The sequence below is a fragment of the Rhizobium sophoriradicis genome, assembly GCF_025200795.1.
Taxonomy (GTDB): Bacteria; Pseudomonadota; Alphaproteobacteria; order Rhizobiales; family Rhizobiaceae; genus Rhizobium; species Rhizobium sophoriradicis.
The window spans coordinates 12,967-33,018 of sequence record NZ_CP104154.1 but is presented as its reverse complement, the minus strand read 5'-3'; the positions used below and the strand labels follow the sequence as shown (position 1 = coordinate 33,018).

The 20,052-nt window shown below is 62.3% G+C and carries 19 protein-coding genes and 1 pseudogene; 5 read left to right on the top strand and 15 right to left on the bottom strand.

Features of this window, described 5'->3' with window-relative positions:
- Window positions 1–77: 77 nt before the first annotated feature.
- From N2597_RS25680 to N2597_RS25660, 5 genes are all read right to left on the bottom strand, one after another.
- On the bottom strand, window positions 78–848 hold the full coding sequence (locus N2597_RS25680; RefSeq protein WP_040112115.1) for an amino acid ABC transporter ATP-binding protein: 771 nt from the start codon (window positions 846–848) through the stop codon (window positions 78–80).
- 12 nt (window positions 849–860) lie between these two features.
- On the bottom strand, window positions 861–1,520 hold the full coding sequence (locus N2597_RS25675) for an amino acid ABC transporter permease (protein WP_096769965.1): 660 nt from the start codon (window positions 1,518–1,520) through the stop codon (window positions 861–863).
- Window positions 1,521–1,525: 5 nt separating this feature from the next.
- Complete coding sequence (locus tag N2597_RS25670; protein ID WP_077989797.1) at window positions 1,526–2,188, bottom strand: amino acid ABC transporter permease; 663 nt, start codon at window positions 2,186–2,188, stop codon at window positions 1,526–1,528.
- Window positions 2,189–2,354: 166 nt separating this feature from the next.
- Entirely contained in the window at window positions 2,355–3,194 is an 840-nt protein-coding gene (locus N2597_RS25665; RefSeq protein WP_183602037.1) for a transporter substrate-binding protein, read from the bottom strand.
- A 407-nt stretch (window positions 3,195–3,601) separates the two neighbouring features.
- Window positions 3,602–4,249 carry a TetR/AcrR family transcriptional regulator gene (locus N2597_RS25660; protein ID WP_183602039.1) on the bottom strand — a complete coding sequence of 216 codons (648 nt, stop codon included), beginning with the start codon at window positions 4,247–4,249 and terminating at the stop codon, window positions 3,602–3,604.
- Window positions 4,250–4,406: 157 nt separating this feature from the next.
- Here N2597_RS25660 and N2597_RS25655 point away from each other — a divergent pair.
- Together N2597_RS25655 and N2597_RS25650 are read left to right on the top strand one after the other, a co-directional pair.
- Window positions 4,407–4,611 (top strand): annotated as a pseudogene (locus N2597_RS25655) (EF-hand domain-containing protein); the annotation flags it as partial.
- 227 nt (window positions 4,612–4,838) lie between these two features.
- A complete protein-coding gene (locus N2597_RS25650; RefSeq protein ID WP_183602041.1) occupies window positions 4,839–6,656 on the top strand; it encodes a methyl-accepting chemotaxis protein in 1,818 nt (605 codons plus the stop codon).
- A gap of 45 nt (window positions 6,657–6,701) precedes the next feature.
- On the opposite strand, the gene doeB is transcribed toward N2597_RS25650, so the two are convergent.
- The 10 genes from doeB to ehuR all read right to left on the bottom strand — a co-directional run bounded on the left by doeB (window position 6,702) and on the right by ehuR (window position 16,308).
- On the bottom strand, window positions 6,702–7,709 hold the full coding sequence (doeB, locus tag N2597_RS25645; RefSeq protein ID WP_097667482.1) for a N(2)-acetyl-L-2,4-diaminobutanoate deacetylase DoeB: 1,008 nt from the start codon (window positions 7,707–7,709) through the stop codon (window positions 6,702–6,704).
- Between the two features lie 7 nt (window positions 7,710–7,716).
- Window positions 7,717–8,898 (bottom strand): ectoine hydrolase DoeA, encoded by a 1,182-nt coding sequence (doeA, locus tag N2597_RS25640; RefSeq protein ID WP_183602043.1) that lies wholly within the window; start codon window positions 8,896–8,898, stop codon window positions 7,717–7,719.
- A gap of 32 nt (window positions 8,899–8,930) precedes the next feature.
- Window positions 8,931–9,923, bottom strand: a complete 993-nt coding sequence (eutC, locus tag N2597_RS25635) for an ectoine utilization protein EutC (RefSeq protein WP_183602045.1) — start codon at window positions 9,921–9,923, stop codon at window positions 8,931–8,933.
- Window positions 9,920–10,921, bottom strand: a complete 1,002-nt coding sequence (eutB, locus tag N2597_RS25630; protein WP_183602047.1) for a hydroxyectoine utilization dehydratase EutB — start codon at window positions 10,919–10,921, stop codon at window positions 9,920–9,922. Before eutB ends, eutC begins: the two co-directional genes overlap by 4 nt.
- Before the next feature lie 4 nt (window positions 10,922–10,925).
- Window positions 10,926–11,702, bottom strand: a complete 777-nt coding sequence (gene eutA, locus N2597_RS25625; RefSeq protein ID WP_183602049.1) for an ectoine utilization protein EutA — start codon at window positions 11,700–11,702, stop codon at window positions 10,926–10,928.
- Window position 11,703: 1 nt separating this feature from the next.
- Window positions 11,704–12,363: an ectoine/hydroxyectoine ABC transporter permease subunit EhuD gene (gene ehuD / locus N2597_RS25620; protein ID WP_183602051.1), complete on the bottom strand. Its 660-nt coding sequence runs from the start codon at window positions 12,361–12,363 to the stop codon at window positions 11,704–11,706.
- A gap of 4 nt (window positions 12,364–12,367) precedes the next feature.
- Window positions 12,368–13,027, bottom strand: coding sequence for an ectoine/hydroxyectoine ABC transporter permease subunit EhuC (gene ehuC, locus N2597_RS25615; RefSeq protein WP_183602053.1), 660 nt, complete (start codon window positions 13,025–13,027; stop codon window positions 12,368–12,370).
- 80 nt (window positions 13,028–13,107) lie between these two features.
- Window positions 13,108–13,956: an ectoine/hydroxyectoine ABC transporter substrate-binding protein EhuB gene (gene ehuB, locus N2597_RS25610; protein ID WP_183602055.1), complete on the bottom strand. Its 849-nt coding sequence runs from the start codon at window positions 13,954–13,956 to the stop codon at window positions 13,108–13,110.
- A gap of 59 nt (window positions 13,957–14,015) precedes the next feature.
- Window positions 14,016–14,801 carry an ectoine/hydroxyectoine ABC transporter ATP-binding protein EhuA gene (gene ehuA / locus N2597_RS25605; protein ID WP_020919732.1) on the bottom strand — a complete coding sequence of 262 codons (786 nt, stop codon included), beginning with the start codon at window positions 14,799–14,801 and terminating at the stop codon, window positions 14,016–14,018.
- A 121-nt stretch (window positions 14,802–14,922) separates the two neighbouring features.
- Entirely contained in the window at window positions 14,923–16,308 is a 1,386-nt protein-coding gene (gene ehuR, locus N2597_RS25600; protein ID WP_183602057.1) for a MocR-like ectoine utilization transcription factor EhuR, read from the bottom strand.
- A gap of 101 nt (window positions 16,309–16,409) precedes the next feature.
- On the opposite strand from ehuR, the gene N2597_RS25595 reads away from it, so the two are divergent.
- From N2597_RS25595 to N2597_RS25585, 3 genes are all read left to right on the top strand, one after another.
- On the top strand, window positions 16,410–16,907 hold the full coding sequence (locus N2597_RS25595; protein WP_096769953.1) for an Lrp/AsnC family transcriptional regulator: 498 nt from the start codon (window positions 16,410–16,412) through the stop codon (window positions 16,905–16,907).
- 236 nt (window positions 16,908–17,143) lie between these two features.
- Window positions 17,144–18,640: an NAD-dependent succinate-semialdehyde dehydrogenase gene (locus tag N2597_RS25590; RefSeq protein ID WP_183602059.1), complete on the top strand. Its 1,497-nt coding sequence runs from the start codon at window positions 17,144–17,146 to the stop codon at window positions 18,638–18,640.
- Window positions 18,641–18,666: 26 nt separating this feature from the next.
- Window positions 18,667–20,046, top strand: coding sequence for an aspartate aminotransferase family protein (locus tag N2597_RS25585; protein ID WP_183602061.1), 1,380 nt, complete (start codon window positions 18,667–18,669; stop codon window positions 20,044–20,046).
- Window positions 20,047–20,052 lie beyond the last annotated feature (6 nt).

The window sequence follows — 20,052 nt, the reverse complement described above, 5'->3', positions numbered from 1 at the left end:
TCGACCTCTCGATCTCCGGTCGCCTGGCAGCGACGCCGGCGCCCGAAGTCGCGAACTCCGCAGGCTTTCGCCCCTTCTTAGCTGAAGCTCGAGGTCTTGAGGAATTCCGCGAGCCGTTCGGTCTTCGGGCGCACGAACATTTCCTTGGGATCGCCCTCCTCGCAGATGACGCCCTGGTTCATGAAGATGACACGCGATGAAACTTCGTAGGCAAAGCGCATCTCGTGGGTGACGAGCAGCATGGTCATGCCGTCGGCAGCAAGCCCCTTGATCACCTGCAGCACCTCGCCCACCAGTTCCGGGTCGAGCGCCGAGGTCACCTCGTCGAACAGCATCAGCCGCGGCGACATGGCGATGGCGCGGGCGATCGCGACGCGCTGCTGTTGGCCGCCGGAGAGCTGACCGGGATAATGGTTGGCGCGGGCGGAAAGGCCGACACGGTCGAGCCATTTTTCCGCAATAGCGCGGGCCTCCGGCTTCGTCATCTTCTTCACCTTGACGAGGCCGAGCATGACGTTTTCGGCGGCGCTCATATGCGGAAAGAGATTGAACTGCTGAAAAGCCATGCCGGTCAGCGCGCGCTGGCGGGCAATCTCCTTCTCGCTCTTGCGCCGCCGCGTCGCGCCTTCGACGCGATAGCCGATCTCTTCGCCGTCGAGGCTGATCGTGCCGCCCTGGAATTCCTCGAGCATGTTGACGCAGCGCAACAAGGTGGTCTTGCCGGAGCCGGACGAACCGATGATCGAGATGACCTCGCCTTCCCGGACGGCGCAGTCAACGCCTTTGAGAACTTCGTGGATGCCGTAAGTCTTGCGCAGACCCTTGATGTCGAGAATGGTCTTGGCCATCGGAAACTCTCCTCAGGACGGCAGGGCGGTCTTGCGCTCGACATATTTGCCGAAGTGCTCGATACCGTAATTGACGATGAAATAGAGACCACCGGCCAGAAAATAGAACTGGAGGCTCATGAAATTGCGGGAAATGATCTCTTGCGTGCGCAGCAGAAGCTCGGCGACGCCGATAACCGAGAGCAGCGTCGAAGCCTTCACCATTTCGGCGGCCGTGTTCACCCAGGCCGGCAGGCACTGGCGCAAGGCCTGCGGCCACAGCACCGAGGTGAAAGTCTGGGTAAAGGTCAGGCCGATCGCTTTGGCGGCTTCGGTTTGCCCCTTCGGGATTGCCTGAAGCGCGCCGCGCACGATCTCGCCAACATGGGAAGAGCAGAAGATGGCAAGGGCGAGCACCCCGGCGGAGAACGGCCCGAGATCGAGACCGACTGCAGCAGAGACGTAATAGCTTGCCAGCACGAGCACGAGCACCGGCGTGCCGCGAATGATATCCGTATAAGCGCGCACGATAAGGCGTAAAATCATGCCGCCATAGACGAGCGCCAGGCCGACGAAAACGCCGAGGACGGAGCCCGCGAGAATGGCCAGCAGAGAAATCGACACCGTCATGGCCACGCCGTTCATGATGACGTAGCGGGCGATCCAGAGTTGTTCGAAAAATGTGTGAGACATCGGGACTATCTCGGCAGGGCCAGACGGCGCTCGACGAGGCGCATCAAGGCGGCGATGAGGAAACAGGTGGCGACATAGAGGGCTGATGTCACCATCCAGGTTTCGATGACGCGGAAGCTCTCGACATTGATCTTGCGGGCGGCAAAGGTCAGTTCGGGCACGGCGATTGCGGCGGCGAGCGAAGTGTCCTTGAAGAGCGAGATGATCGTCGAGGAGAGCGACGGCAGCACGTTGCGCAGCATCAGCGGAGCGATGACCGAACTGCGGATCTGCATTCCCGTCAGGCCTATCGCAAGGCCGGCTTCCGTCAATCCTTTCGGTATCGACAGCAGTCCGGCGCGGAACACCTCGGCCAGATAGGCGCCGGAATAGAGGGAGAGAACCAGCACAAAGCTTTTGTACTTGTCTAAGCGCAAACCCATCTGCGGCAGCGCGAAAAAGGCGAAAAGCACCAGGACGAGAATGGGCAGGTTGCGAATGACGGTGACATAGACGCGCGCCGGCACGAGCGCAAAGCGGTTCTTCGACGTCAGCGCGAAAGCCACGAAGAGACCGATGGCAGCGCCGATCAGGATCGAGATCACTGCAAGGCCAAGGCTGAGGGCAAGTCCGCTTAGAAGAAAGTCGAAATTGCGCCAGACGGCAGCGAAATTCAGCGTGTAACCCATGCGGGCCCTTTCAGATCAGAGCATGCCGTTGAACGTACGAGCGGGCCGGACGACGTCATGCTCCAACCATTCGATTCGAAAACAGGATTCAGATCTTTGCCCGACCTGAACCAATATCATTCTGTTCCAGCGGAGCGGGATTGCGCTCCCGCTCCCCGCATCCGGGTTACTTGAATTCGACCGGAAACCCGATCTGCGGTGGCGTCAGATCCTTGCCGAACCAGGTCTTGAACGACTTGGCGTAAAAATCGAATTCGACGCCGGTCATCGCTTCGTGGAGAGCGGTGTTGACGAAGTTCAGCCAGTCCTGATCGCCACGTTTGACGGCGCAGGCATAGGTCTGGGGATTCCAGCCGTAGCCGGCGTCCTTGTAGCGGCCGGGGTTCTGCGTCATGTACCAGGCGAGCGAAGACTGGTCAGTGGCGGCGGCGTCGGCCCGACCGGACTCCAGCGCCTGATAGATCAGGTCGACGGATTCGTACTGATCGACGGTCGCCTCCGGCAATGCCGCATGCACCATAGCCTCGGCATAGACGTTCTGCAGAACCGAGATGGTGACCGAGGAACCTGCCGTCTTCAGGGCGGCATAGTCGGAATATTTTCCGTCCGCCTTGAGCATCAGGCCGACACCTTCGCGATAATAAGGAATGGTGAAGGCAACCTGCTGGGCGCGTTCGCCGGTCACGGTCATGAACTGGCAGGTGATGTCCACCTTGTCGGTGGTGATGTTCGGAATGCGGGCGTCCGAGGACTGGTTGACATATTCGATCTTCTCCGGATCGCCGAACAGGGCCTTGGCGATGATACGGCCCATGTCGACATCGAAGCCCTGAAGCTTGTCGTCCGCGCTCTTGAAGTGCCAGGGCGCGTTGGTGCTGCCCGTGCCGAGGACGAGGTGGCCGCGGGCCAGCACTTCATCAAGCTTGCTGCCCTCGGCCAGCACAGGCGTGGACAACAAAGCGACGGCGACCAGCGATATCACACCGGTGCGAAAGGAAATGGTCATGGCGTTCCCCTTATGGATAGCTTCTGTTATTCCAGTATAATGGACGCATGTCTGTTTTACTGGAATAACCTATCAAGTGCCATCAGGGCTGAATTGTCAATGGGTCATGCCGAAAAAACGCGCAGCAGTGCGCGTGGTGATTTTTTTGGCAGTGCAGCATTTTTCTAGGCTTCCGGGGGGACTGTTGGCAGCGTTCTGAGCGTTTCGGTTTGCCAAAGTTAATCTAAGCAAAATGCGCGGCGATCTTGGCGCGGATGTGGAATGCAAAGAGGTCGCCCAAGCGCCTTCTGGAGAACTCTCCTATAAAAGGTGTTCCCGGTCAGTCCTGGGGCGCGGCTGCCGTTGGACTGAGTTGTACGGGAATATCGTCGCCGGGAAGCCAGGAGTCAGAAATGTCTCTCGTTCGCTCAGGCGGCGCCAATGCCGGCGGCAAAAATCGCAATTGAGCGGCGAAGATGGGCAAGCAGGGCCGCCCGATCGGGCCAGGCCTGAGCACGGCCCTCCGGCGGTCCCATGCCTCCGAAAATCATGTCCATCAGCATCCGGGCTCCGCTCACCGGATCGTCCAGGGTGAGCCGGCCTTCGGCCCGGCGATCGCTCAGCCAGTCGGCCAGTTCCTGTCGGCTGGCAAGCATGCCTTCCCGTTGCAGGATTTCGACCAGCTCGGGGAATTGCGCGGCTTCACGGAAGACGAGCTGCAGGAAACCGGCGCGGTCCGCATCTCTGTCCTCGTCCATGTCGAGCATGAAGATCCGTTCGAGGCTTTCGGCGATCGAACAATCTTCGGCAGGCCGCGGCAAATCAAGCATCAGGCGCCGGTGCGCAGCGACGACGGCGGCGAACAGCTCTTCCTTGCTCTCAAACAGGCGGTAGAGCGTCTGCTTGGAAACGCCCGCTTCGGAGGCGACGACCGCGGTCGTGCTTCCGGCATACCCATATTTCACAAAAACGCGGCGGGCGACTTCGACGATCTGCACCCGCTTGTCTTCGTCGGTGGAGACTTTCGGCCGGCCTCGTCTGCGCGGCTCGCCTGCGGGCTCATCCATAGCTTTCATGATTGTCTAAGCCGCCCTGCCGAAGTGCATGCCGATGACCTGAGACAACCCAGTACGATTTCTGAAGACTGATTGTGAGGTTGTAGCATTAGCAATTTCGATTTATAGAACTCGTTCCTGTAATGCGTTGCTCCTACCCCTTAGCGATGGAGCGCTTGTGACGACCATTTTTGCTGCAACATCACTCTCTTCCTATTCTTATAGTAGGAGCTAGACGTCCGCATCCGAGGACATCCCTTCGTGTAATACGGTTAGAAAATAAATCAACCACAACCCAGCAGTTCGCCGAACACGCCTCCAGCAGCGCCGTCAAACTTATGTCGCAGATGATGAAATTGTCGACGAACCGCTTCTCGGATCAACCCGGAGTATAACCCGCCCCCTCCACCATGAAAGTGGCGGGGTGATGGCTCGATACCCGATATAGCAAGATCGACCCAATTTTGGTCACTTGACAGCTCGCAAATAGCTTTTCCGGGCCCCTGAGATCCAAAAGTATTAACTATATCGCAGCGTTCTTGCGAAATAATGATCCACGTACATCAGGCATCTCGAAGAAGAGACGCCGCAAAATTATTTGGAGACGGTCTTGGCATTTACTATTGCCCGCAGTTTGGTGGCGTTCGGCGTCGCTGTTTCAACCGGCATTTTCATGTCGATCGGGTTGCAGCAATCGGCGCTCGAACGGCTGAAGGTCAACGGTCCGGTTTACGAGCAGGTGGTTTACGGCAAGGATCTGATCGCCGATATTCTGCCGCCGCCGCTGTTCGTGGTCGAATCCTACATGCTCTCTTTCGAAGCCAGTAAATTTCCCGAACTGACCGAGACCAATCTTGCCAAAATCGCAAATCTCAAGGCCGCCTACGACGACCGGCGCGCCTATTGGAAATCGACGCGGCTGCCGCAGTCTTTGAAGGACGAGCTCGAGAACGATGTGCTCGCCAAGGGCGATGTCTTCTGGGAGGTGATGAACCGAGCGATCATCCCAGCCCTGAACGCCAAGGACGAAGACAAGGCGCATGGTGCGATCGGGCAATTGCGCATCGCCTTCCATGCACATCAGGATGCGGTCGAGAAGCTCGTCGCAAATTCCGACGCTTTCCTGAAGGGCGAAGAGAGCAATGCAGCCTCGGAGATTGTCACGTGGACGATCTATGCCGGCGCCGCAGGCTTCGGCTCCTTGGCCCTTCTGCTGGTTGGGCTTTATCTTCTGCGCCGCCGGGCCATCGTGCCGCTGGATGGCATGAAGGCCTATATGGGCAATCTCGCCGAAGGCGATTTTTCGACCGAGGTTCCCTATTCCGACCGCTCCGACGAGATAGGCGCCATGTCCAAGGCGGTGGCGGTGTTCCGCCGCAACGCGCTGGAACGGCAAGACGCGCAGAAGCGCGAGACCGCGCTTCGCGATGCCGAATTCGAACGTGAACGCAACCAGATGGCCGAAAAGGCGGCCGAGGAACAGACACGCGAGACGGTCATCGATCAGCTGACTTACGGCCTGGACCAGCTGTCGCACGGCAATCTCGATTGCCGGATCACGACCGCCTTCGCCCCTGCCTACGAAATGTTGCGGGCCAAGTTCAACGACAGCATGAATGCGCTTGGCGCCTCGATGGCGCAGATTGCCCACACGTCCAGACAGGTGGGCAGTTCCTCTGCCGGCATCACCAATGCCGCCGACAGCCTGGCATTACGCACCGAACAGCAGGCCGCGATGCTCGAAGAGGCGACCGCCGCGCTCGGCGAAATGAATGCCAAGGCCAAGGACGCTTCCAACCATGCCGGCAAGGCGACCGGCATGATGGCCGAGACCCGCAGCAGCGCCGAACATTCGGCCGCCGTCGTGCGCGATGCGATCGCCGCCATGCAAAAGATCGAAGGCTCGTCCGCCCAGATCGGCGCGATCGTCAACGTCATCGACGAGATCGCCTTCCAGACCAACCTCTTGGCGCTCAATGCCGGCGTCGAGGCCGCCCGCGCCGGCGAAGCGGGCAAGGGTTTCGCCGTCGTGGCGCAGGAAGTGCGTGAGCTCGCCCTCCGTTCGGCCAACGCCGCCAAGGAGATCCGATCTCTGATTTCCACATCATCGTCTGAGGTTTCCACCGGCGTGGAGCTCGTCAACCGCACCGGCAAGGCGCTTATGGAAATCGAAGGCCAGGTCGAGCAGGTCGCCGGCCTGATCGCCCGCATCGTTTCGGTATCGTCCGAGCAGGCCGTGGCGATCGGGGAAATCAACGCCTCCGTCAATGCGCTCGATGAGGTCACGCAGCGCAACGCCGCCATGGCTGCGGAAACCGTCTCGGCCTGCCGCGCGCTCGGCGGCCAGACGCAGACGCTGGAAGGCGTTGTCAGCCGCTTCCAGATCGATGCGGCAGCTGCCGGGTCGAGATCGCCGAAAGCGGCTTGAGATGGCCGGCCGGCGAAACGCATCTCGCCGCGCCTGCCCGTCATCTCAGCTCGTCACGGTCGCCATCACTGCAACGCAGTCGCCTGGTTTGACGAGCCCCGGAAAATGCCGGGCGCAGAGAATACCGTCCATGGCGGCGTGGATCTCGCGCGGCGCCTCACCCGTCCGCCCGGTCGGGTAGATGCGAGCGATGACCGCACCCTCGGTGACGACGTCACCGAGGTCGATGACGGCTTCGATCAATCCACCCTCCTCCGCGAAGGAGAAACAGCGGCCATCCGGCATGTCCAACCAGGTCGTCGGACCGGTATCGACGGCGCCGGCGACGATCCCCGCATGTCGCAGCACGTTTATCACGCCGCGTTTGGCGATCGCCGCACTTTTGGCGGTCGCGGTGCCGCCGCCGCCGAGTTCGGTGGTGATGAAGATCTTGCCCATTTCCTCGGCCGCCGTGTCGTACATGCCGACCGCATCGATCTCCAGCATCTTCATCGAATAGGGCGCGGCAAACGCCGTGACGAAGTCGAAGGCTTTTTGCTCCTGCTGCTTGTTGGGCAGAATGTGCGCGGCGCAGAAGGGCAGAAAATCGAGCGTCTTGCCGCCGGAATGGAAGTCGAGAACGATATCCGCCATCGGCAGGAGCACACGGCTGAAATAGTCGGCGATCTTCTCGGTCACCGTGCCGTCCGGCCGGCCGGGGAAACTGCGGTTCATATTGCCCCTGTCGATCGGCGACGTCCTTGTGCCCGCCAGGAACGCCGGATAATTCATCGCCGGCACGATGATGACGGCGCCGCTCACCTCCTCAGGTTTCAGCGAGCGGGCGAGATCGAAGAGCGCGATCGGTCCCTCATACTCGTCGCCGTGGTTGCCGCCGGTCAGAAGCGCCGTCGGCCCCTTGCCGTTCCTGACGACCGTTATCGGGATCATCACCGATCCCCAGGCGGAATCGTCGCGGCTGTAGGGCAGCCTGAGGAAACCGTGCTGGACGCCCTCGGCGGCGAAATCCACCGTCGCGCTGATCGGCGACGGCCGCAAGCGGGTCTCTGTCATGACAGCCTCAATCCTTGACCATCAGCTTGCGCGGCACGTTGGCGAGGCACTCGACACTGCTTTCGGTGATGAGAATGCTCTCCGTCGTCTCGAACCCCATATCGTCGAGCCAGAGGCCGGTCATGAAATGGAAGGTCATGCCGGGCTTCAGCTCCGTCCGGTCGCCCGGCCGCAGGCTCATAGTGCGCTCGCCCCAGTCCGGCGGATAGGAAAGGCCGATCGGGTAACCCGTACGGTTGTCCTTGACGATGCCGTATTTCTTCAAGACCGCGAAGAAGGCGTTGGCGATATCCTCGCAGGTGTTGCCGGGCTTGGCGACCGCAAGACCGGCTGCCATGCCTTCCAGCGTCGCTTTTTCGGCATCGAGAAACGCCTGCGTCGGCTTGCCGAGGAAGACGGTGCGCGACAGCGGCAGGTGATAGCGATTGTAGCAGCCGGCGATTTCGAAAAAGGTACCCTCGCCCTTCTTCAACGGCCGGTCGTCCCAGGTCAGATGCGGTGCCGATGCTTCGACGCCGGACGGCAGCAGCGGCACGATCGCCGGATAGTCGCCGCCGATGCCGTCGACGCCACGGGTGCCGGCGTCATAGATTTCCGCCACCAGGTCGCACTTGCGCATGCCGACCTCAATCTTGTCGAAGATGCGGGCATGCATCGCTTCGACGATGCGGGCGGCATTGCGCATGTACTGGATTTCGGTGTCGCTCTTGACCGCGCGCTGCCAGTTGACCAGCGCGGTCGCATCGGTGAAACGCGCATTCGGCAGGTGCTTTTGCAGCGCGGCGAAGGCGGCCGCTGAAAACCAGTAATTGTCCATCTCGACACCGATCGTCAGCTTGCCGAAGCCGCGCTCCGTCAGGACGCCGGAAAGATAGTCCATCGGATGGCGCTCGGTCGACTGCACGTAGTGATCGGGATAACCGACGATATTGTCGTGGCTGAGATAGGCGGTGAGCTTGGCGCCGTTGGCGTCCTGGCCGCGACCGAACCAGATCGGCTCGCCCTGCGGCGGCACGATCACCGCCTGGTGCACGTAAAAGGACCAGCCGTCATAACCTGTCAGCCAGGCCATATTGGACGGATCGCTGACAATAAGCAGGTCGACGCCTTTCGCCTCCATGGCACGCCGTGTCTTTTCCAGGCGCGCGGCATATTCGCCGAGCGAGAACTTCAGATGGGGCTGGGTCATATCTCTTCCCTTCTTGTCCGGCGCCGCGCCGGTCAGCTTTCGAATGTGGTGCCGGCATTCGCCGCGCCGGCGCGGGCAAAGGCGAGCGTGGCGATGGCGGTGTCCTGAATGCCGGTTCCCGTGAGGTCGGCGATGGTGATCTGGTCGCTACTCGTCCTGCCCGACATCCGCCCGGCGACGATCCGGCCGAGTTCGGCGAAATCGGCATCCCTTTCGACGAGGCCTGCTTCGATCGCATGGTGCAACTCGCCCAGCCGGCGCGTCTGCTTCAGGCTGTCGGCGACATAGAGGCCGGCGCCGGCGATGGCCGCGGGATCGATCTCGTTCTTGTGCTCGGCATCCGATCCCATGGCCGTCAGATGCTGCCCGGGTTCGAGCCAGCCGGCGTCGATGATCGGTTTTTCCGCCGGCGTGGTGGTCACGATGATGTCGGCGCCGGACATTGCTTGCCGCGGGTCGGATATCGCCTTGACGGGAAAGCCGAGCCTTGCCGCCAGTTCCGCAGCCACGCCCTTAGCCTTGGCCGCATCCCGCGCCCATATCCTGGCGTCACGGATCGGCCGCACCAGCGTCAGCGCTTCCAGCTGCAGCCGCGCCTGCATGCCGGCGCCGAAGATCGCCGCCACGCTGGAATTTTGCCGCGACAGATATTTTGCCGCGACGGCGCCGGCCGCGGCGGTGCGCACGTCGGTGAGATAGCCGTTGTCGAGCAGCAGCGCCTGCACCAGCCCGGTCCGGCTCGACAGCAGCACCATCATGCCGTTGGTGCTCGGCAGGCCGATTTTTGGATTGTCGAAGAAACCGGGGCTGATCTTGATCGCGAAACCCTCGATGCCGGGGATGTAGGCGGTCTTCACATCGACCTCACCCCGATACTCGGGAATGTCGAGCCGCAGGATCGGCGGCATGGCGACCGCCTTCGTCGCAAGCGCGGCGAAGGCCTGCTCGACGCAAGCGACCGCGCCGGCATCGAGCCCCACAACCTTGCGCAATTCCGCTTCCGTCAGAATGATCATGCGGCTCATGGGTTATCCTCCGCGAACGCCGCGCCCTCGCCGTTGATCACGCGACGGTGCTGTTCCATATCGACATTCCGTCCCGAAAGGATCACAACGACCGGGCCGCCGGAGCGGATCTTTCCGGCCAGCAGTGCCGCTATGCCGACTGCGCCCGCCCCCTCGATAATCTCGCCCTCGCGGGCATAGGCACGGCGCATGCCGGCGGCGATCTCCGTCTCCGTCAGCAGGACGACGTCGTCGAGAAGGTCGCGGCACATGGCGAAGGTCACGCGATTGTCGAGGCCGATGCCGCCGCCGAGAGAGTCGGCAAGGCTCCTCACCTCCTCGACCTGCACCGGTCGTCCGGCATCGAGGCTCGCCTTCATCGCCGCGCCCCGTTCCATCGTCAGGCCGATCACCTTCGTCTTCGGATTGACGCCCTTGACCGCGGCGGCGACGCCCGCCGCAAGGCCGCCGCCCGAAAGCGGCACCAGCACCGTCGCCACCGCAGGCACGGCGTCGACGATTTCGAGCCCGAGTGTCCCCTGCCCGGCGACGACGTCGGGATGGTCAAAAGGCGGGATCATCACCAGCCCCTCCTCTCGCACCAGCCGGTCGACTTCCTGCTGCGCCTCGTCCTGCGATCGGCCGACGATGCGCACATCGGCGCCGAGGCGGCGGATTTCCGCAACCTTGTTCTCCGGTACCAGCTGCGACATGCAGATCGTCGCGACCGCGCCTTGCGCCCTCGCCGCGTGGGCAAGCGCCCGGCCGTGATTTCCGGTCGAAGCGGCGACGACGCCGCGCGCTCGCTCTGCCGGTGACAATGACAGCACCGCATTGGTCGCCCCGCGCAGCTTGAAGCTGCCCGTCGTCTGATGATGTTCAAGTTTCAGCCAGACCGGAGCGCCGGCAATCTCGGCAAGCGATGCCGACAGCACCATCGGTGTTTCGATGACCCGGCCGGCGATCCGCCGCGCCGCTGCGCGAATATCCTCCAGTGCAACCGGCAAGGCGCTCGCCATGATCTCAGCCTTCCCTATAGGGCATGGTCATCAGATGACCGAGCTCGGGCCGCGCCCGATCATCGCCGCAAAGCCTCAGGCAGGCCCAGGCGGTTGCGAGATTGCTGGTTACCACGGGTTTGCCGGTTTCCATTTCGATGCGGGCGGCGACCTGTGCGGCGCGCAGAGCAGTGCAGGAGATGAACAGCGCGTCGGACTGCGGCGCCAACGCCTCACGCGCGAAGGCCGCGATCTCATCCGGCGCGATCCGCGCCATCTCACGATCGTCGCTGAGGCCGAGGCAGGTGAAGCGGTCGATCGCAAAACCGAGATCCGCGAAATACTCCGCCATCGGCCGGCTGGTCTCGAGTGTATAGGGCGTCAGCACCGAAACCCGGCGGGCGCCGAGCGCCTTCAGACCCTTCACCGCCGCCGCCGTCGGCGTCACCACTGAAGCACCCGGTTTCGACGCGTGGATCGCCGCCTCGATATTACGGTCGCCAATAACGACCGAGGCGGAGGTGCAGGAATACATGACTGCATCCAGCGGCTCGTCCGGCAGGATCAGCCCGGCGGCTTCCGCCAGCGATGGCTGCATCTTCAAGAGATTTTCCGGCGTCACCGGATTGGCATAATGGATGCGGCTGACATAGACGCCAATGCGGTCGCTGGCGACCATGCGCTGGAAATCGACTTCGGTTGTGTGGTCCGTCGCCAGGATGATGAGGCCGATGCGTTTTTCGAGTGGCCGGTCTTCCAGTCGCGGCCGCCCGCCGGCGGGTATGATTTCGATCCTTGTCATCTCAGTCATCCATCCTGGCGTAACGCTCCTCGAGCCAGCGCAATCCGAGAACCGAGATCAGGCTGATGACGAGGAAAAAGACGCCGACCAACGTCATCGGCTCGATATAGCGGTAGTTGCTGTTGGCGATGCTCTTTGCCTGGTTCATCAGTTCGAGCACGGTGATCGCCGAAAGCAGCGGCGTCTCCTTGAACATGGCGATGAAATAATTGGCGAGCGCCGGGATCATCGGCGGGATTGCCTGCGGCAGGACCACGTGGATCCAGGCCTGGCGCGTCGTCAGATTGGTCGCCTTGGCCGCTTCCCATTGTCCGCGCGAGACGTTCTCGATGCCGGCGCGATAGACCTCCGCGGTATAGGTGGCATAGTGAATGCCGATCCCGATGACGCCGGCGGTGAGCGGCGACAGCCGGATGCCGATATCGGGCAGCACGTAGAAGATGAAGTAGAGCTGAACCAGCAGCGGCGTTCCGCGAATGAATTCCGAGACGAAGCCGACCGTCCGGGAAACGGCGGCGACCGGGGATCGCCGCGCGATGGCGAGCGCCAGCCCGACGACCATGGCGACCGCAGCGCCGAGGATGGTGGCAAGAATAGTGATCTTGAACCCTTCGAGAAGGGTCGGCATGATCTGCCAGACGAACTCCCAATCCCATTCCATATGATCAGGTCCTCATACCGTCGAGGCCGCGTGTCATCCGCCGCTCCAGCCAGCGCATCGCCGCGGAAATCGCCAGGGCCATGAGAAAATAGAGGATGAGGATTGTCGCAAAGGGCACCAGCGTGTTGCCGGTCTGCGCCCGCACCACCTGCGCCTGGAAGGTCATGTCAGTCAGCGAGATCAGCGATACGACGGCCGTGCCCTTCAAGAGCTCGATCGCATTGTTGCAGAAGGTCGGCAGCATCAGCGGCAGCGCCTGCGGCAGGATGACGTGGCGCATGCGCTGATAGCGCGACAGGTTGAGGGCGACACAGGCTTCCGACTGTTCGCGTCCGACGGCCTTGACGGCGCCCCGCACCACCTCCGCGCCATAGGCGCCGACATTCAGCCCGAGCGCCAGAACGCCAGCCTGCAGCGGCGTCAGCGTCATGCCTGCGAAGGGCAGGACGAAATAGACCCAGAAGAGCTGGACGAAGATCGAAGTGCCGCGAAAGAATTCGATATAGGTTGTCGCCAGAGCCCGCACGGCAAAGAAGCGCGACAGGCGGCCGAGGCCGGCCAGGAAGGCCATAACGAGCGCAAGCGCCGAGCCCATGACCGTCAGCTGGAGCGTCACTAGGGCGCCCTGAAGGATCAGTGTCAGATAGCCGGACCATACCGACATCGGCAACTCGCTTCTCTGGAGATCGTTTGAGGAGCACACCGGCCGTGCGCCCTGCCCGTGGCCGGTGTGCTCACATCAGGTTACTTGGCCGGGGCGCAGAGCTTTTCGCGGCTCGTCGACATCGCCGCCTTGGCCGAGAAGCCGTAGGGTTCGATGATCTTGGCGAACTCGCCCGATTCCTTCAGCTTCTTCAGCTCCACATCGAAGGCATCGCGCAGCGCAACGTCCTGCTTGCGGAAGGCAGCACCGTCGCAATAGACCGGTGCATTGATGACGGGGGCGACGATTTCGAGGTTCGGATCCTTCGCCTTCGCCATCAGATCGTGGATCGACAGGACCGGCAGCGAATAAACGTCGATGCGGCCGTCCTGCAGCATCTTGATGCCGCTCTGGCCATCCGGAACCACGATAACGCGGTCACGCGGCACGCCGGCTTCCAGCGCCAGCTTCTCCTCCGTGCCGCCGCCCGGCGCGCCGATCTTGGCATCCGGATTGTCGGCGATATCCTTGTAGCTCGTCAGCTTCAGCGGGTTGCCCTTCTTGAGAGCGAAGGCTTCGGCATCGCAGAGGATCGGTTCGGAATAGGCAACGGCGCTGCAACGTTCCGGCTTCATGAACAGGCCGGCGGTGATCGCGTCGTGGCGGCCGGCCTGCAGGCCGGGGATCATCGCGCCGTATTCCGAGATCGAGGCGACCACTTCCTTGATGCCGAGCTTTTCGAAGATCACGCGTGCCACGTCGGGGGCGGCGCCGGAAACCTTGCCGTCGGCGCCGACGGCCGTGAATGGCGGCTCGTTGGCGATGGCGATGCGGGCAAAACCCTGTTCCTTCAGCTGTTCGAGCTTGTCGTCGGCGGCGGATACCGGAGCGGCCGCCGTAACCAGAAGCACCGACAGGCTGACGGCGCTCAAAACATATCCTGCTTTCATCGTTCCCAACTCCTCTGGCTTTCTCTTTGCGTTTTGTTCTTTGCGGGCAATGTCTGAGGTCAGACGCGGTGCCCTGCCGCGATGATCTTGCGCAGGAAGGTCTGCGTCCTTTCCTGCGTCGGATTACGGAAGATGTCGCCGGGCCTGCCTTCCTCGACGATCCTGCCGCGATCGAAGAACAGCACGCGGTCGGCAAAGTCGTGGGCAAAGCCCATTTCGTGGGTGACGAGAAGCATCGTCATATCGGTCTCGGAGGCGAGCTTCCGCATGACGTTCAGCACCTCCTCGACCAGTTCCGGGTCGAGCGCCGAGGTCACCTCGTCGAACAGCATGATCTTCGGCGACAGCGCTAAGGCCCGGGCGATGGCGACGCGCTGCTTCTGCCCGCCGGAAAGCTGCGCCGGCACACTTTTCGCCTTGTCGGCAAGGCCGACCATATCGAGAAGCTCCATCGCCCGCTTCTCGGCTTGCGGCCGCTTGATGCCCTTGGTCAGCATCGGCGCCAGCGTCACGTTGTCGAGAACGCATTTATGCGGGAACAGGTTGAAGTGCTGGAAGACCATGCCGATCTTTTCCCGCATGCGATGCAGGTGCCGCTCATCGGCCGCCACCAGTCCGCTGCCACCAGGCATGTGGTAGAGCTGCTCGCCGTCGACCTCGATATGTCCGCCGCTGATCGTCTCCAGCGTCATCAGGATGCGCAGGATCGTCGTCTTGCCAGAGCCGGACGGCCCGATCAGCGCCAGTTTCTCGCCCGGCATGACATTCATCGACAGGCCGTCGAGCACGGTCAGCGGACCGTATCTCTTGACGATGTTGTCGATGCGGATGATGGGCGCAGGCATCATGTCTCTCCTTGTTGAGACAAGCAATGACCTAACGATGACGGCCCAAGAAAATCATGTCAATTCGTAAAATAATATCATGACAATTATTCTGCGCCTGCCGGCAAATGCGGCGGCAACGTCAAATCGCAAGCAGCAGTTCCTCCGGATTTCCCTGCGCCAGCGAGGCAACGATCCCGAGTCCTGTCCGCAGCTCGCCTTCCGTCGTCGAGCCGAGCGAGATGCGCACCGCTGGCGTCCAGCCGTGGTCGGTGGTGTGGAAGGATTTGCCCGGCGCAATCGCTACGCCGCGCAGCCTTGCCTGCGACACGAAACCATCCTCCGTATGGCTGCCGGACAGCGGCAGCCATACATGCAGGCTTTGCGGGTGCGTTCGATAGGACAGGCCGGCCAGCATCTCCGCCGCGATCGCGTGGCGTCCGACAAGGGCGCGGCGCTGCCAGTTGACGAGTTCCATCGCCGTGCCGTCGCTGACCCAGCGACTGGCGATCTCGGCCATGGCAGGCGTCGCCATCCAGCTGGAGACGAGATGCCGGTTGGCGACGGCCGCGACATAGCGGTCGGGCGCGACGAGGTAGCCGATTCTGAGGCCGGGAACGGTGATCTTGGTGAAGCTCGTGACGTATAGCGTGCGCTCCGGCGCGAAGGCCGCCATCGGCGGCGCCCGGTCCTCGACCATCGGCCCGAGAATGTCGTTTTCGATGATCGCTATATCATGCTTGGCGGCGACGGCGGCAAGCGCCTGCCGGCGCTCCGCGCTCATCAGCGCCGCCATCGGGTTGATCACCGAGGGCTGCAGGAAAATTGCCCGGATCGGCCCGGTCCGGCAGGCCTCGTCCAGCGCCTCCGGGATCATGCCCTCCTCGTCGATCGCCAGCCCTTCGAGGTGCAGGCCGAGATAGCCGCAGAGCGGCACCAGCGTATGGTGGCTGACCGCTTCGGTCGCAATCGTCGAGCCGGGCGGTGCGACGCTCATCAGCGCCACCGTCATGCCCGAGGTCGCGCCATTCGTCAGGCTGATATTCAGCGGCGACACGTCGAGTCCGCAGCGCGCCAGCCATTCGGTGGCAACGACGCGGTGACGCGGAAATACCATATTCGGTCGGAACGACAGGGCCGAGCTGGAAGGCAGGTTTTCGGAAAGCCAGCCGAAGGCCTGGCGCATTTTTTCCAGATGGATCTGCTCGCAGACCGGCTTCAGGATCGACAGATCGATCACCTCGCCCAGCCGTTCCGGCAGATAGGGCGGCTCCGGCTCGGGCGGCCGGGTCTGCACGAAACTGCCGCGGCCGATCTCGCCTGAAATCAGCCCCCGGCGGCTGAGCTCGTCATAGGCGCGGCTGACCGTCTGCACGGAAAGATGCAGATCATCCGCCAGCTTGCGATGCGGCGGCAATTGCGCCCCGTCGGAGAGCTTGCCGTCGGTGATCGCGTTGGCGATCTGCTCGGCGAGGGAGAGATAGGCCGGCCGGCGGAGTTGCGAGGGATCGGGGCGCCAATTTGTCATGATTTCAACAGTGCTGAAAATCAGTTCAATTGACAATGCCAAAATGCGCTTTCATTGTCTTTTCGCTGCGTTTGAAATGATTTCTTTCTGAAGAAAGCACCATGAAGCTTGACGCCATCGACCTGCGCATTCTCGACGCCGTCCAGCGCGACGGCCGCATCACCAAGCTGGCGCTGGCCGAGAAGGCCGGACTGTCGCCGACGCCGTGCTGGATGCGGCTGCGCAAGCTTGAAAAGGCCGGTGTGATCACCGGCTACCACGCCCGCATCGCCCCGCGGCGCATCGCGCCGGTTGCCAGCGTGATGATGGAGGTGACGCTCGCCAATCACCGCCAGGCCGATTTCGAGCGCTTCGAACGCACTATTGCCGCAATCCCCGAGGTCGTCGCCTGCTGGTCGGTGGGCGGCGGCGTCGATTACATTCTGAAGATCATGACGGCCAATATCGACGCTTACCAGCGACTGGTCGATGGGCTTCTCGACCGCGAACTCGGCATCGACCGCTATTTCACCTATATCGTCACCAAGACGGTGAAGGAGGAAACAGTCGTTCCGGTCGCTTGCTTTGCCGGGTCCGGCGATGAGGAAAGCGATTCCTAGAACAGGATTCAGATTTTAGGCCGACCCGGTCTAAAATCTGAATCCTGTTCTAAGTTAAAGAGTTCGAGCATGATGTCGTCCGAAAACCGCTCACACTTTTCGGCATCATGCTCTAGACAATCTCTCTATCCGGTGGCTGTGCTTTAGCCCGTTTCTCTCTTTTCGCCATCGCCAAAGGACAATCTCTCGTCCGCTCCTGTGGAAGACTTCACGTCACCGCAAAGAGGAGATTGGACATGACTGCCGTTTTTGCCCGCCCCGCCTATCACGACGCGCTGTCGCGGCTCGCCGATCGTCATCTCCTGCGCGATCTCGCCTATGTCGGCGGCCGGTGGATCGCCGGGACCACGGGCAAAAGCTTCGCCGTCACCGATCCGGCTTCTTCGGCGACGCTCACCTGGGTTGCGAGCCTCAGTGCGGAGGAGACGGCGGCGGCGATCGATGCCGCCTCCGAAGCTTTCACCGCCTGGCGCGCCATGCTGCCGCAGAGCCGCGCGGCGATCCTGCGGAAATGGCATGCGCTGATGCTCGCAGCCAAAGAGGATCTGGCGCTGATCATGACGCTGGAACAGGGCAAGCCGCTGGCCGAAGCGCGCGGCGAGATCGATTACGCTGCTTCCTTCATCGAATGGTATGCCGAGGAAGGCAAGCGGCTGAACGCCGAAAGCGTCACCAGCCATCTGGCCGGGGCGGAAATGATCGTCCGGCGCGAAGCGCTCGGCGTCGTCGGCGTCGTCACGCCCTGGAATTTTCCTTCCGCCATGCTCACCCGGAAGGCAGCCGCCGCGCTTGCCGCCGGCTGCACGGTCGTCGCCCACCCCTCCTCGGAAACGCCGCTTTCTGCCCTCGCCCTTGCCGAACTCGGTGAACGCGCCGGCATTCCCGCCGGTGTCTTCAATGTGGTCACCGGCCATGCCGCAACGATCGTCGGACGCATGTGCGCCGATGTCCGCCTGCGCGCGATGAGCTTCACCGGCTCCACCGAGGTCGGCCGCCTCATCGCCGCGCAATGCGCGCCAACGATGAAGCGGCTGGTGATGGAGCTCGGCGGCCACGCGCCGCTGATCGTCTTCGACGATGCCGATGTCGCAAAAGCGGTCGAGATCGCCGTCGACGCCAAGTTCGCCACATCCGGCCAGGATTGCCTTGCCGCCAACCGCATCTTCGTCCAGCGGCGCATTGCCGATGCCTTCGCCAAGGCCTTTGCCGCCCGCATCGGCGAGCTGAAGGTCGGCGCAGGACTTGAGGATGAAAACGAGATCGGGCCGCTGATGCATGAACGGGCCGTCATCAAGGTCGAGGAGCAGGTCGCCGACGCGCTGGCGCAGGGCGCCCGGCTCGTCATCGGCGGCAGCCGCCACAAGGCCGGCCGGCTCTTCTATCAGCCGACGCTTTTGACGGATGTGCCGGCGAATGCGCTGATCATGCGTGAGGAAACATTCGGTCCTGTGGCGGCGTTGACCACCTTCGACACCGAAGACGAGGTTGTCGCCCGCGCCAATGATACCGAATACGGCCTCGTCGCCTATGTCATCACCGACAACGGCGCCCGGCAGATGCGTCTCGGGCGCGCGCTGGAATATGGCATGGTGGCGGTCAACCGCGTGAAAATCACCGGCGGCCCGATACCCTTCGGCGGCTGGAAGCAGTCCGGCCTCGGCCGCGAGGGCTCGCGCCACGGGCTCGAAGCCTTCACCGATCTCAAATATCTCTGCATCGACACCGCCGCCTGAGCGCCATTTCAAGAAGAGGACAGAATATGCTCGAGAAAAGCAACGAACTCACCGCCTGGGACCGCGATCATTTCTTCCATCCCTCGACCCATATGGGCATGCATGCGCGCGGCGAGACGCCGACCCGCGTCGTCGCCGGCGGCGAAGGCGTCTACATCACCGATACGACGGGACGCAGAAGCCTCGATGCCTTTGCCGGCCTCTATTGCGTCAATGTCGGCTATGGCCGTCAAAAGATCGCCGACGCCATTGCCGAACAGGCAAAGAACCTTGCCTATTACCACGCCTATGTCGGCCACGGTACGGAAGCCTCGATTACGCTGTCGAAGATGATCATCGACCGTGCGCCCGCCGGCATGAGCCGCGTCTATTTCGGCCTCTCAGGCTCGGATGCCAACGAGACCAACATCAAGCTTATCTGGTATTACAACAACATCCTCGGCCGGCCGGAGAAAAAGAAGATCATCTCCCGCTGGCGCGGTTATCACGGCTCCGGCGTCATGACCGGCAGCCTCACCGGTCTTGCACTCTTCCACAATGCCTTCGACCTGCCGCGTGCGCCGATCCTTCACACCGAGGCGCCCTATTATTTCCGCCGCCCCGACCGCTCGATGAACGAGGAACAGTTTTCGCAATATTGCGCCGACAGACTGGAGGAGATGATCCTCGCCGAAGGCCCCGATACCATCGCCGCCTTCATCGGCGAACCGATCCTCGGCACCGGCGGCATCGTGCCGCCGCCGCAAGGTTACTGGCAGAAGATCCAGGCCGTGCTCGACAAATACGACATCCTGCTTGTTGCCGACGAAGTCGTCACCGGCTTCGGCCGTCTCGGCACGATGTTCGGCTCGGATCACTATGGGATGAAGCCGGATCTGATCACTATCGCCAAGGGCCTGACCTCCGCCTATGCCCCACTTTCCGGCAGCATCGTTTCAAGCAAGATGTGGCACGTGCTGGTGCAGGGTTCCGATGAATTGGGAGCGATCGGCCACGGCTGGACCTATTCCGCCCATCCGATCTGCGCCGCCGCCGGTATCGCCAATCTCGAACTGATCGACGAACTCGGCATCGTCGAAAATGCCGGCGCGACTGGCGCTTATTTCCGCTCGGAACTGGCAAGAGCCGTGGGCAGCCACCGCAACGTCGGCGAGGTCCGCGGCGACGGCCTAATGGCAGCCGTCGAGTTCGTCGAGGACAGGGATGATCGGGATTTTTTCGATCCCGGCCGCAAGATCGGCCCGCAGGTCGCCGCCGCCCTTCTTGAACGCGGCGTCATCGGCCGCGCCATGCCGCAGGGCGACATCCTCGGCTTTGCGCCGCCGCTCTGCCTGACGCGTGAGGAGGCGGACATTGTCGTCAAGGCGACAGCGGATGCGATCGAAAGCGTTTTCAAGAACATCTGAGGAGAG

Coding starts and splice junctions, on each gene's coding strand:
- ehuA (WP_020919732.1), bottom strand. CDS start 14,801: ATGCCTGCGCCCATCATCCGCATCGACAACATCGTCAAGAGATACGGT.
- N2597_RS25675 (WP_096769965.1), bottom strand. CDS start 1,520: ATGTCTCACACATTTTTCGAACAACTCTGGATCGCCCGCTACGTCATC.
- N2597_RS25680 (WP_040112115.1), bottom strand. CDS start 848: ATGGCCAAGACCATTCTCGACATCAAGGGTCTGCGCAAGACTTACGGC.
- ehuB (WP_183602055.1), bottom strand. CDS start 13,956: ATGAAAGCAGGATATGTTTTGAGCGCCGTCAGCCTGTCGGTGCTTCTG.
- eutB (WP_183602047.1), bottom strand. CDS start 10,921: ATGGCGAGCGCCTTGCCGGTTGCACTGGAGGATATTCGCGCAGCGGCG.
- ehuR (WP_183602057.1), bottom strand. CDS start 16,308: ATGACAAATTGGCGCCCCGATCCCTCGCAACTCCGCCGGCCGGCCTAT.
- N2597_RS25585 (WP_183602061.1), top strand. CDS start 18,667: ATGCTCGAGAAAAGCAACGAACTCACCGCCTGGGACCGCGATCATTTC.
- N2597_RS25595 (WP_096769953.1), top strand. CDS start 16,410: ATGAAGCTTGACGCCATCGACCTGCGCATTCTCGACGCCGTCCAGCGC.
- N2597_RS25660 (WP_183602039.1), bottom strand. CDS start 4,249: ATGAAAGCTATGGATGAGCCCGCAGGCGAGCCGCGCAGACGAGGCCGG.
- N2597_RS25670 (WP_077989797.1), bottom strand. CDS start 2,188: ATGGGTTACACGCTGAATTTCGCTGCCGTCTGGCGCAATTTCGACTTT.
- doeA (WP_183602043.1), bottom strand. CDS start 8,898: ATGACCCAGCCCCATCTGAAGTTCTCGCTCGGCGAATATGCCGCGCGC.
- eutA (WP_183602049.1), bottom strand. CDS start 11,702: ATGACAAGGATCGAAATCATACCCGCCGGCGGGCGGCCGCGACTGGAA.
- N2597_RS25665 (WP_183602037.1), bottom strand. CDS start 3,194: ATGACCATTTCCTTTCGCACCGGTGTGATATCGCTGGTCGCCGTCGCT.
- ehuD (WP_183602051.1), bottom strand. CDS start 12,363: ATGGAATGGGATTGGGAGTTCGTCTGGCAGATCATGCCGACCCTTCTC.
- N2597_RS25590 (WP_183602059.1), top strand. CDS start 17,144: ATGACTGCCGTTTTTGCCCGCCCCGCCTATCACGACGCGCTGTCGCGG.
- eutC (WP_183602045.1), bottom strand. CDS start 9,923: ATGAGCCGCATGATCATTCTGACGGAAGCGGAATTGCGCAAGGTTGTG.
- doeB (WP_097667482.1), bottom strand. CDS start 7,709: ATGACAGAGACCCGCTTGCGGCCGTCGCCGATCAGCGCGACGGTGGAT.
- ehuC (WP_183602053.1), bottom strand. CDS start 13,027: ATGTCGGTATGGTCCGGCTATCTGACACTGATCCTTCAGGGCGCCCTA.